Annotated in this window: 10 protein-coding genes; 9 read left to right on the top strand and 1 reads right to left on the bottom strand. The window is 53.4% G+C overall.

Going from position 1 to position 11,200, the window contains the following annotated elements; all coding sequences use genetic code 11:
- The 3 genes from HJG40_RS07975 to HJG40_RS07965 all read left to right on the top strand — a co-directional run.
- On the top strand, positions 1-3,330 hold a 3,330-nt coding region (locus HJG40_RS07975), incomplete at its 5' end, for an FAD-binding and (Fe-S)-binding domain-containing protein (protein WP_215863697.1).
- A complete protein-coding gene (locus HJG40_RS07970) occupies positions 3,327-3,734 on the top strand; it encodes a Smr/MutS family protein (RefSeq protein ID WP_215863696.1) in 408 nt (135 codons plus the stop codon). The genes HJG40_RS07975 and HJG40_RS07970, both read left to right, overlap by 4 nt.
- Before the next feature lie 5 nt (positions 3,735-3,739).
- Positions 3,740-4,381, top strand: coding sequence for a class II aldolase/adducin family protein (locus HJG40_RS07965; protein ID WP_215863695.1), 642 nt, complete (start codon positions 3,740-3,742; stop codon positions 4,379-4,381).
- Here HJG40_RS07965 and HJG40_RS07960 read toward each other — a convergent pair.
- Positions 4,354-5,016: a putative quorum-sensing-regulated virulence factor gene (locus tag HJG40_RS07960; RefSeq protein ID WP_215863694.1), complete on the bottom strand. Its 663-nt coding sequence runs from the start codon at positions 5,014-5,016 to the stop codon at positions 4,354-4,356. The two genes, HJG40_RS07965 and HJG40_RS07960, sit on opposite strands and share 28 nt — an antisense overlap.
- 222 nt (positions 5,017-5,238) lie before the next feature.
- Between HJG40_RS07960 and HJG40_RS07955 the strand changes: the two genes are divergently transcribed.
- The 6 genes from HJG40_RS07955 (at position 5,239) to HJG40_RS07930 (ending at position 11,176) form a co-directional block, all read left to right on the top strand.
- Positions 5,239-5,934, top strand: coding sequence for a Bax inhibitor-1/YccA family protein (locus HJG40_RS07955; RefSeq protein WP_215863693.1), 696 nt, complete (start codon positions 5,239-5,241; stop codon positions 5,932-5,934).
- Positions 5,935-6,534: 600 nt separating this feature from the next.
- Positions 6,535-8,286 carry a hypothetical protein gene (locus HJG40_RS07950; RefSeq protein WP_215863692.1) on the top strand — a complete coding sequence of 584 codons (1,752 nt, stop codon included), beginning with the start codon at positions 6,535-6,537 and terminating at the stop codon, positions 8,284-8,286.
- A 171-nt stretch (positions 8,287-8,457) separates the two neighbouring features.
- Positions 8,458-9,264, top strand: a complete 807-nt coding sequence (locus HJG40_RS07945; protein ID WP_215863691.1) for a hypothetical protein — start codon at positions 8,458-8,460, stop codon at positions 9,262-9,264.
- A complete protein-coding gene (locus HJG40_RS07940) occupies positions 9,261-9,497 on the top strand; it encodes a hypothetical protein (protein ID WP_215863690.1) in 237 nt (78 codons plus the stop codon). Before HJG40_RS07945 ends, HJG40_RS07940 begins: the two co-directional genes overlap by 4 nt.
- Positions 9,498-10,117: 620 nt before the next feature.
- The gene (locus tag HJG40_RS07935; protein WP_215863689.1) at positions 10,118-10,792 is read left to right on the top strand and encodes a hypothetical protein; all 675 of its coding nucleotides are present in this window, start codon (positions 10,118-10,120) and stop codon (positions 10,790-10,792) included.
- A gap of 237 nt (positions 10,793-11,029) precedes the next feature.
- On the top strand, positions 11,030-11,176 hold the full coding sequence (locus tag HJG40_RS07930; RefSeq protein WP_215863688.1) for a hypothetical protein: 147 nt from the start codon (positions 11,030-11,032) through the stop codon (positions 11,174-11,176).
- Positions 11,177-11,200 lie beyond the last annotated feature (24 nt).

Genomic DNA, 11,200 nt, shown 5'->3' with positions numbered 1-11,200 from the left:
CCCGCCAATGAATCCGAAGTGCAAGGCATGGTCGCTGCCTGCCGGGAACTGGGTCTGTCCATCATCCCACGCGGCGGCGGTACCGGTTATACTGGCGGTGCCATTCCTCTCCGGCGTCATACTGCTGTTATTAACACTGAAAAACTGGAGCAGATTTCAGTGATCGAAGCGTACACTCCGGCGGGACTGGACACAGCGGTTCCCAGCATGGTCGCGGGTGCGGGCGTCGTCACCAAAGTGGTCGCCGATGCCGCCGATGCCGCCGGACTGGTATTCGCGGTAGACCCCACCTCCATGGACGCTTCCACCATTGGCGGCAATATCGCCATGAATGCCGGTGGCAAAAAAGCGGTACTCTGGGGGACGGCCCTGGATAATTTAATCTCCTGGCGCATGGTCACCCCCGATGGTAACTGGCTGGAAGTGGAACGTCTGAACCATAACCTCGGCAAGATTCATGATCAGCCGCAGGTCGATTTCCTGCTCAAACGCTTTGCTGCCGATGGCAAATCGCCATTGGGTGAGCCAACAAAACTCACCCTGCCGGGCGCCAGCTTCCGCAAGCCGGGACTGGGTAAAGATGTGACCGACAAATTCCTCGGCGGACTCCCAGGCATTCAGAAAGAAGGCTGCGATGGCATCATCACTTCCGGACGTTTCCTGCTGCATCGTATGCCCGCCCATATTCGCACGGTTTGCCTGGAGTTTTATGGAAGCGACCTGAATGCCGCAGTGCCCGCCATCGTCGAAGTGAAATCCTTCGTGGAAAGCCAGAACAATGTTCTGCTGACCGGACTGGAGCATCTTGACGACCGGTATCTGAAAGCCATTAAATACAGTAACAAGGCCCCCCGCCACGAGCGCCCCAAAATGCTCCTGCTTGCGGACATTGCCAGCGATGATCCCGATGCGGCCGGAGCCACGGCGGCAGCAGTCGTGCGTATTGCCAATGCCCGGGGCGGCGAAGGCTTCGTAGCTACCACGCCCGAATCGCGACGGCGCTTCTGGGCAGACCGCAGCCGTACCGCCGCCATATCCGCCCATACCAACGCCTTCAAAATCAATGAAGATGTGGTAATTCCCCTGGAGCAGCTGGGTGCTTATACGCGCGCCGTAGAACGCATCAATATAGAACAATCCATCAGCAGCAAATTGCGCAGTCTCGCGGCGCTGGAAGTCTATTTCAATGGTGATCTGGCTGAAATCCGCAAAGCCAAGGATTACGAAGATTCCAGTGAAGATCAGGCTATTGTCGCCGCCAAAAGAACCGCAGCCCTTGCCCTGATTGAGGATACCCGACAACGTTGGGAATCCCTGCGCAAGCATCTGGATGACTCTGCCCTATTACACCCGGAACTGCTCGATGTACAGTCCGCTCCGGCACTGCAGCCGCCAGAAACCCTCATCGACTTGCTGCTGCGCGGCGCTTTGCGGGTCAGCTATCGGGAGCGGGTAGGACGGCCACTGGAAGCGCTGTTTGCGGGGGACGCCTTTAATGCCCTGCGCGAGCGGACCCGGGAAATTCACGCAGAGCACAAACGCGCCCGCCTGTTCGTCGCTCTGCATATGCATGCGGGTGATGGCAACATTCACACCAACATCCCGGTTTTATCCAGTAATCATCGCATGCTCCATGAAGCGGACGAGGTGGTGGACCGGATCATGGCCATCGCCCTGGAGCTGGGCGGCGTCATTTCCGGCGAACACGGCATTGGTATTACCAAAATGCGCTGGCTGGAACCGGAAAAAATAGCCGCCTTCGCCCACTACAAGGCCGAAGTAGATCCCGATAATATCTTTAATCCGGGCAAGCTGCTGGCAGGCTCCGGTCTGGACAACGCCTACACCCCCTCCCTGCAATTGGTGGAACAGGAAGCGCTGCTCCTCGAAGCCAGCGAGCTTGGCGAACTCAATCGCGAAATCAAAGATTGCCTGCGTTGCGGCAAGTGCAAACCGGTCTGCATGACCCACATTCCCCGTGCCAATCTGCTCTATTCGCCGCGCAACAAAATTCTGGCGACCGGCCTGCTGATTGAAGCCTTTTTGTACGAAGAACAAACCCGGCGGGGTGTTTCACGGCAGCATTTTGAAGCGATGAATGATGTCGCCGATCACTGTACCACCTGTCACAAATGTATGACGCCCTGTCCGGTGGATATTGATTTCGGCAAGGTCTCCATTCACATGCGCAACATTCTTCGGGCGCGTGGTGAAAAGTCCTTCAACATGGGGACCCGCCTGGCCATGAACTACCTGAATGCCACTGAACCCGGCAAGGTACACTTCATGCGCCAATGGGTTTTGCAAACCATGTTCAAGGCCCAGGCATTGGCCCATGACATCGTCAAGCCCTTGCTACCCAAGGGTCCGCCACCGGCCACTACCGGCAAGGCCAGCATGCGTACGGAAGTCATTCATTTTTTACGCAAACCCCTGCCCACCAAAATGGGTGCCCAGACCATGCGCCAGTTACTGGCTATTGTCGATGACAAAACCGTGCCTATTATCCGTGATAGCGCCAAAGTCACTGACGACAGTGACGCCGTGTTTTATTTTCCGGGATGCGGCAGCGAGCGGTTGTTCAGCGACATTGGTCTGGCGACACTCGCCATGCTCCATCATGTGGGTGCGCAAACCGTCCTGCCACCCGGTTATCTCTGCTGCGGTTATCCCCAGACAGCCGGGGGGCAGGAAGACAAAGGGCAGGAAATTTCCGTGCGTAATCAGGTGCTCTTCCACCGGGTCGCCAACACGCTGAATTATTTGGATATTAAAACCGTTATTGTCTCCTGCGGTACCTGCATGGATCAACTGCTGCAATACCAGTTTGAGCAAATATTTCCGGGTTGCCGCCTGCTGGATATTCATGAATATCTTATGGAACAAGGCATTGCCCTGGAAGGCGTTGCAGGTGTGCAATATTTGTATCACGACCCCTGCCATAGCCCCATGAAAACCCACAAGCCCCAGGCTGTCGCCAGTCGGCTGCTGGGTCAGGAAGTGCTGGAATCGGCGCGCTGCTGTGGTGAAGCCGGAACGCTGGCCAGCAGTCGACCGGACATTGCCACCCAGTTACGTTTCCGCAAGGAAGAAGTGCTGAAAGAAGGGGTTTTCCAGCTGACCGGCAGTGACAAAGCCGTAGATAACAATGTCCGTCTGCTGACCAGTTGTCCGGCTTGTCAGCAGGGTCTGGAGCGCTACCGGGAAGATACCGGCCTGGATACAGACTACATTGTCGTGGAGCTGGCCCGTAAAATTCTCGGCGGACAGTGGCAGCAAGGCTTTATTGACGCCACCCGACAGGGAGGCATTGAGAGGATTCTGCTTTGACGCAAGCGCCGGAACCGATTTTCAAAAGCGCAATAGATGGCGTTCTTGATCTCCATGCCTTCCGGCCCAAAGAGGTACCTGATCTGGTTCGGGAATATTTACGCAGTTGCCGCGCTGTCGGCATCACTGAAATCCGCATCATCCACGGCAAGGGCAAAGGTGTGCTCCGCGAAACCGTCCATGCCTTGCTGCGCCGAGAACCCATGGTCAAAAATTTTCGTCTGGCCAATGACCGCAGCAGTTGGGGGGCCACCCTGGTAGATATTTACCCGCCGGATGTAGCCCTGCCCGAGCGCCCAACCCGATCTGGCAAAACAGCGGCCAGAGCCCAAACCACCCAATCCGGCCCGGTCCCCCTCCCCGGCTGGTACCGTCTCCTCCAGAAAATATTTGTCCGGCGTTAAAACCCATGAACACTGCCAACCCACCCGAAGAAGGCGTCACCAAATTCCTGTTGCACTGGACCCCGGCCGCTGCGCCCGATCAGGCCGAAATGACTACCTTACAAGACTGGCGTGATGTTTTTTTTGCCCGCCAGCTGATCGGTGCCGACCCCCAGCGCTATGGTGGCATCGGTTTTGGAAATGTAAGCTGCCGCAGCCCGCAGGGATTTCTGGTTAGTGCCACCCAAACCGGGGGACTCCCAACCCTGAGCGCGCATCATTTCTGCACCGTGACAGGCTGGGATATCCTGCGCAATGAAATCCATGCCAGAGGACCACAGCCGCCTTCTTCCGAAGCTCTGAGCCATGCGGCCTGTTACGCCGCCCACTCTGACATTCATTGGGTATTTCATGTGCACAGCCCGATACTCTGGCAGGCTGCCGCCCAACTGGACCTGCCTGCCACCCCTCTGGACGCGGAATATGGGACCCCCGCCATGGCCGAGGCTATCAGCAGCATTATCCGCAATGCTCATCTACCGGTGTTACTGCAAATGGCGGGGCATGAAGACGGCATTATCGCCGCCGGCCATAGCGCCGCCCAGTGCGGGGCATTACTGCTGGAAGCGGTACTGCGTGCTCAGCTTTCCAGTGCCTTGCGCAAATAAAAGTCCATATCGGTCAGATTATTCAGCGCCCATTTACGATAGTCATCCGGCAGATCAATAATTTTGACGCCCTTATGCTTACCAAAAGGCATGGTTTCGGGAATACGGGCACGCTCACTGAACTCCCACAAGTCTTCCCAGGAAGAAGGGCGCACCGCCAGAATCACCTTGTTGAGCAAAATCCGGCAAAATTTCACATCGGCCAGGGCCGAATGGGCATTTTTCAGATTATCCCGCGTTTTTTTGCGGTCCTTGCTAAAATGAAACATGAGTGCCGACTGGGAGTGACTATCCACTTCCGGCCACAATTTGCGGGTCATCGCATACGTGCAAATGCGTTTGACATCGGGCTTGCCAATCACGCCCCAGTCATAATCAATACTATGCCCTATCAGATAACCCGTATCTTCCGGCAAAGTGAACGTCCGTGCCGAAGGACAATCCAGCAGTTCTTCTTCAAGAATATGGTGTACCGCCATGGCCCCCATCTCAATGGGCTTATCCGGGCGATAACGCTGCACAAACTGTTCTTCTACTTCCAGGGTCTTGAGATCACTGACTGCCAGCCAGGCCGCTTCGATCAGATCGGGCTCCACCCGCCCCGTGGTTTCCGTGTCAAAAATCAGTGCGCGCATGCTGGCTCCATCATCATTCAAAGAAAAGAATTGCAGGGTAATGATGTGTTCAGCAATGGGCAAGTCACAAATCGCCGATAACTGCCGGAACTTTTCGCCGCTGCCAGACTCTTAGCCCCGATCTGCTTTGTTGAAAGTTCAGCAGGACCATTGATTTATCGAACAGAAACCCCCATTCTTGAGGCATACCCAAGCACGTTGCTTGTTTGAAGGAGTCCGTTAATGAATCAGGATCAGAACCCCTATCAGTTTCCCGACAGCATGAACCCCCAGGGAAGCCGTACTGGCACGTCCATTGGCGCATTGCTGGGGAAGACCTACGCGCTGCTGGCTGCGACCCTGGTCGTTTCGGCCATTGCTGCGGTGTATGGAATGAGCTCACCGTTTGCCTATGAGCACCCCTTCATCCTGATGATTGGCTCTTTTGCCCTGCTGTTTGCCGTGCAGTTTACCGGTGCGCACCGCAGTCCTTTTGCCATACCGCTGGTTTTCCTCTTTGCCGCCGGCATGGGCATGATGATGGGTCCCGCGATTGAAATGTACTTGCGGATGCCCAACGGAGCCACCGTCATTGCCGAAGCGCTGGGCACTACGGCAGCCATGTTTATCGGCCTGTCCGCCTACGCCATGACCACCCGCCGGGATTTCAGCAACATCGGTGGATTCCTCATCACCGGACTGATTCTGGCCATTGTCGTGTCTTTGCTGAACATGTTCCTGCTGCATCTGCCAGCCCTGCAACTGGCTATTGCCGGCGTTCTGGTACTGGTGTTCAGCGGTCTGATTCTGTTTGACACCCAGCGCATGGTGCGCGGCGGCATTCAGGAGCCCGTCCTGCTGGTAGTTGGCCTGTATCTGGATATCATCAACCTGTTTATGGCCCTGCTGGAAATTTTTGGCGGCGGCAACCGGGGCTGATACATTCGTACCGCTTCGTAGCCGCGACTCCTTGTCCTGCGCTATCCTCTGCGCAATATGAATATTGATTTGCACAGGCAACCCGCTCACCATGCGCTCCGCTGAACCAAGCGCGAAGCACACCCCCATGATGCAGCATCATGTCTGAAATACGCTTTAGTTGGTTGTTTTTTAATAATTTTGTAAAATTATTTGTCTAATAAAAAACAACCGCAAGGCAATCTTAACCGCTTGTTTTGTCATGCCTTAAAACTGCCTTTTTAGACAGCCAAAACCCGTTTTCAGGAAGCCTGAACAACTGGGTTTGCGCGTCCGTGCGCGATCTTCCCTGGCTGTGATAGGGCCTTGACCTCTACGCATAACCAATTATATGTAGAAGAGGCCAAAATTCGCCCGCAACACTTTGTTTTAACAAAATAATTCTCGACAGCCCCGAAGCGTATCACATTATATTGCATAGATTTAACCAAGACTGCTATAAACTGCTCGAAGCCGCTGGCAGTTTTCCAATCTTTTTTCCAAAAGCCCCGGCACCTGCCGTTCCATACTTTTTGTCCAGCCCCTTGTGTTTGGAATTCACTTCGACACAAGGAGATTACGATGAAGGCACTACAAATCGTTGCGGCGGCCATTGGTAAAAGCATGGGGGGAATATCGGTAGAGGTGGACCCTAGCGCATCCACTGCCTACACGAACGGCAAACGGGTGATTCTGCCCGTCCTTCCGGTCATGGCTCAGGAAGAACGGGCCAATGTCACATTGGGTCTGGTATGCCATGAGGCATTTCACATCAGGGACACCTATCTCGGCGGAAGGCTCAAAGGGATGCCACCCGAAGGAATAGCTCTCACAGCCCTCAAGAAACGCCTCCAGAACGCTCTGGAGGACGCACGGATAGAGAACAGGGGTTTCAAGCGTTACCCAGGTTCCAGGAGGTTTCTGGACGCCCTGGTGACGTTTGCCATTCGTGAGGGATGGTTTCGGAATCCTTCGCGGAATACAAAACCGGGCAATCTGGTCTTGTTCGCCCTGCTCTTTCATTACCGGGCACACTTTCTGGGGCAGCATGATTTGGATGCCATTGCAGAGTCCTGGGAGAAGCAAGCTATCAAAACCTTTGGGCAGGATCTTTGGGTTCAGATTGTGGCCATTGCGAATAAAGCGGTGGTTGCGAACAATCCAGAGGCTCCGTGGTATGCAGCGGATGAAATATGCCGCCTGCTGGCTGGGGAAAACGCCGGGAATAATGATGAAGACGGGGAAAATGAACAATCCCAGTCTGAATCACAGCAGGATTCTGGAGAATCCTCTGGCGATGGTTCCGGTTCGGAAGAAAATCAGGATGATGGTGACGCGGATTCGGATGATTCCAATTCTGATGATGCTGGTGAAACCCAGGGTGAGGATGCGTATTCATCCAAACCCGGTTCCAAACCCGGCAAATCCCGCTCTGATTCCAGTGAGGATGCAGATCAGGATCCACAGAAAATGGCAGCGAAACAGGCTGCAGAATCCGGGGAAGATGATCTTCATCAGACGGACCTGGCAGAAATGCTCCCTGCTGATGCAGGCAAGCAGACCTGCTCTTATGATATTCCCATGAGAAAAACCATGGTCAGTCCCATAAAGGACAACGAGTTAGCTCGGCGATTGCTTTACTGCAAAGAAGAGGCCAAGCGGGTGTACCGTAAGGTAGCGGGGCCGTTGGAAGCGAAACTCTGGGCCAAGGCGCAAGAGGAGGAATGGGTATCACGCACCGGAACAGCGGGTGTGGCACCCAGCTCCCTGTATAACGTCCAAACCACCGGGCGCGTATTCAGAAACAGAGTGGACGGCGATAGTCGCTCCATGACCGTTCACTTGTTGATGGATGCCAGCGGTAGCATGGGATCTATAACTGAAGCCAAAGAAAGCAACTATTGGTCTAACGCCGGCGCTTTGGCTCTGGTTCAGCTTTTCAGTGCGTTAGGGATAGAGTGGTCAGTATCCTGGTTCGATGATGATTATTACCCAGGAAAAGCGTACTCCAGTGCGCCGCTCTCTCCAAAAGATCCCTGGCTGGTCCACGGTGGTGGATACACGGAACTCCCCAAGGCAATGTCCGAGGCAGGTAAGCAGCTTGTCTGCGAGGCTGAAACGGATCGCAAACTGCTGCTGGTTCTAACCGACGGCGGAGCGAACGAGTCCGAAACCAAAACTATCGACGATGCCCTGATGAATCATGGGGTCGAAGTCCGATATGTCTTAATCGGCACGTTACAGGGCTTTGACTTTGCCAAGGACCGCGTATCTCACGGGGAAATGAATCAGATCGGCACCGCCATGATCGGTGCGTTCCGTACTTTTGCCTAATTCTTTAGGCGTTTCTAACCTTACCCCCACCCCAACGCTTCGGCTTTGGGGTTTTTCTTTGTCTTTTTTCCTCTCAACTGCCTATCCATACTTTTTGTCCACCCACTTATCTCCGGAACTCTTCCGAGCATCCCGTTCGGATTCATTTTTTTCTCAATAAGGAGATTTGTCATGAGTGATCGTTATTATGGTGATGTGAAATTTCCGGAGTGGGCTGTTAAGTATATTCCGGGACTGGCCGATGATAGTTCCCTGAAGTTTTCAGGCAACGAAACCGCTTCGTATGCGGAAGATGAAGCCAGAGATGGGATTCCGTGGGTTTGCGATGAATTTGATACTCTGGGGATTCCGTATGATAGGACTTCTTCGGAATATTTCGAGTATGACGCCGAAACCGAATATTCGCGCTTTCGCAAGGGCGGGAAGACCGAGGATCTGATCGTGACCGACGGGGATGATATGGTGGCTGCGAAGGACATCATTTCCATAATCGACAAGGGCAACGATCTCGCGGCAATCCGGCGTTGGTGTCAGGCCAAACTGGACCTGATCGCGCCACTTACCCCGCCCATCGAAGATATTTCCGAAGCGGATTATCTGGCCTGGGTGAAAGAAAAAGCCTGGGTGTTCCAGAAGGCGGTTAATGATCTTCGGGAAGGCCGGAGAGAATCTGTCGGGGATCCTTACGTCTTGCCTGATTCCGGGCTGGATGTCGGGGCAGTGACCATAGACGGGCTATCCGGGCTTTTGGTTGCACGTCCGGTGGCTATGGGGCATTTGGTGGCAGATGAAAAATTCGACCAGGCAGAGAACGCCTGGCGGAGTGATGGGTGCCGGTTCTTTAGGCTGGGTAGTTCTTACGGTCCAATCGCAGTATTCGTGCCCTTCCGGGTCGATAAGAAGCCCATTGCCAATCTCACCATCACGGTGACGGAGTATCTGGAAGTTATGACCGGGAATCGCAAGGAGGCTGTATGAATGCGGTCAACCGGAAGTGGAATCTGAACTGTGAGCAGGCGAAACACCTGGCTGGCAGCTTCCGAATTGCCGGAATTGCTTTTTTTGCGGCAGTGGCCGGGCCAGATGTACATGCTATTCTGTCTGACAAAGGTGTTGATCTTGTCATAAACCTAACTGTCGGATTGTGCTTGTTGGAATGGGCAGGATTTGAGGTGATTGGGTATATGATACTGGGCAAAGGGGGGTGCTAAGATGTTGATCTGGTATAATGTGATCATGTTGACTATCGGGTTTGTTGTCATCGCAGTTTCTTTCTACCTGTTGAACAAAATGGGCAACAGGCACTGAGAGGATAATATGTCCTTAACATACGAAATAACGATGACGGTTATTGGCTTTGTTGTTGGTGGCGGGCTGCTGTATTTGCTGTCTCGGCACTAATCTACCCGTTGATCCGGAAAGAGGACAAGCACTGATCTGTTGTCCGTAATTCTTCCTAACCCCCACCCCAACGCTTCGGCTTTGGGGTTTTTCTTTGGGCGTCGCACAAAATTAAAGCCCGATGTTCACGCTGGGCTGGCGTCCGCTGCCCTCGAACAGTAAGGGGAATTCTACTCACAGCCAGCCCTTGCAACGGAACCCGGAACTGACTGTCCTTGACTGGCCAAAAATTTAAGAAAACCCCAAGGTAGGGAAGGAGATCACACCCCAACATGAAGGGGGGATGCTCTTTGGCCTGATTTCAAAATAACGGATACGCCGTAAATATTCAAGAACCGCCTTTCCATACTTTTTGTCCACCCACTTATTTGCGGAACGATACCGGACATCCTGTTCGGATTCTTTTTTAATCCTAAGAAGGAGATTTATCATGTATCAGCACAATACAGTGGCAGGCGCATTCATCTTGGTCAACGACGAAAACACCAACAAGGTTTTGGCTGCGGTCAAGACAGAGATCGGAGATGCAGCCTGGAAAAAAGGCTATGAAGCGCAACAGGCAAAAATGGTCCGCGAACACCTGAAAGCAGCCAAGGCTGACTTTCGGTTCAAGTTCTCCGGCAAGTTAGTAGGCGTTTCCACAAAGGAAACAAAAGATAAGGAAGGCAACACCTATCGCAAGATTCGGGTGGATCTGGCTGATGAACGTGGATCCGTAACCATCTTATCTCTTGATGTCGGTACGGAGTTTGGTGAAAGCCTCGTACCAAAACTCGGTTCTGCTGTTATGCAGTTGGGCTTGGGCGCTGAAATATCTCTATCGGCCTTTCCGGTCGAAGAGGAACGCAAGGATGGCCGCAAGTTCACGAACTTCAAGGCTTCCGTCAAGGATGCAGGTGGTAATGAGGTGAAGGCTACCAAGCCCCACTTCAAAATTGCCTCTGACAAGGTGCGTACTGCGGTTGAGGCTCTGAAAGCTGCAGGCATCAAGGATCCGAAAACCCTCAATGCTGCGCGTAATGCGGCTAAAGAGGAATACTTCTGGGATCTCGCTCAGAAGGTTGCCGAAGTTGCGGAAGTGCGGTCTGCGGCTGCTGCGGCGTAATTTCAACAATGGAGGAATATTATGTTCCGGTTTAATAAACGTGTTCGGGAAGACATGATCCGGACATTCAACCGGATCGCTTGGGTCGGAGGCTTCACCAACTTGTCTTTAGCATCGGCAAACGCCATTACTCATGGTAATTATGCTGGATTCCTGGTCGCTGGGGGGTTTATCCTTATCGGAAAGGCTATAGCTTGGATTTTGATGTCTTACGACTCATCGAAGGAGGATAGCTAGATGAATGACATCCTTTTTTGGCAGTTGATGACGCTGGCGTTACTGGTTTCCGTTGGCGTTCCCATAGTTTTCATAGCCATTCGCTCGGCGAAGATGGATGCTCATGAGCATAAGGAAGGGCAGCCGAAGAAACATCGGTCTGCCTAACGTCTTATACATACCCCCACCCCA

This window comes from Acidithiobacillus concretivorus (genome assembly GCF_018853445.1).
Lineage (GTDB): Bacteria > Pseudomonadota > Gammaproteobacteria > Acidithiobacillales > Acidithiobacillaceae > Acidithiobacillus > Acidithiobacillus concretivorus.
Note: the sequence above shows the minus strand (reverse complement) of the source record. Positions and strands in the feature narration are given on the sequence as shown.

Excerpts from the sequence above, each read along its gene's own strand:
- HJG40_RS07965 (WP_215863695.1), top strand. The coding sequence starts at position 3,740 with ATGAACACTGCCAACCCACCCGAAGAAGGCGTCACCAAATTCCTGTTG.
- HJG40_RS07960 (WP_215863694.1), bottom strand. The coding sequence starts at position 5,016 with ATGCGCGCACTGATTTTTGACACGGAAACCACGGGGCGGGTGGAGCCC.
- HJG40_RS07955 (WP_215863693.1), top strand. The coding sequence starts at position 5,239 with ATGAATCAGGATCAGAACCCCTATCAGTTTCCCGACAGCATGAACCCC.
- HJG40_RS07950 (WP_215863692.1), top strand. The coding sequence starts at position 6,535 with ATGAAGGCACTACAAATCGTTGCGGCGGCCATTGGTAAAAGCATGGGG.
- HJG40_RS07945 (WP_215863691.1), top strand. The coding sequence starts at position 8,458 with ATGAGTGATCGTTATTATGGTGATGTGAAATTTCCGGAGTGGGCTGTT.
- HJG40_RS07940 (WP_215863690.1), top strand. The coding sequence starts at position 9,261 with ATGAATGCGGTCAACCGGAAGTGGAATCTGAACTGTGAGCAGGCGAAA.
- HJG40_RS07935 (WP_215863689.1), top strand. The coding sequence starts at position 10,118 with ATGTATCAGCACAATACAGTGGCAGGCGCATTCATCTTGGTCAACGAC.
- HJG40_RS07930 (WP_215863688.1), top strand. The coding sequence starts at position 11,030 with ATGAATGACATCCTTTTTTGGCAGTTGATGACGCTGGCGTTACTGGTT.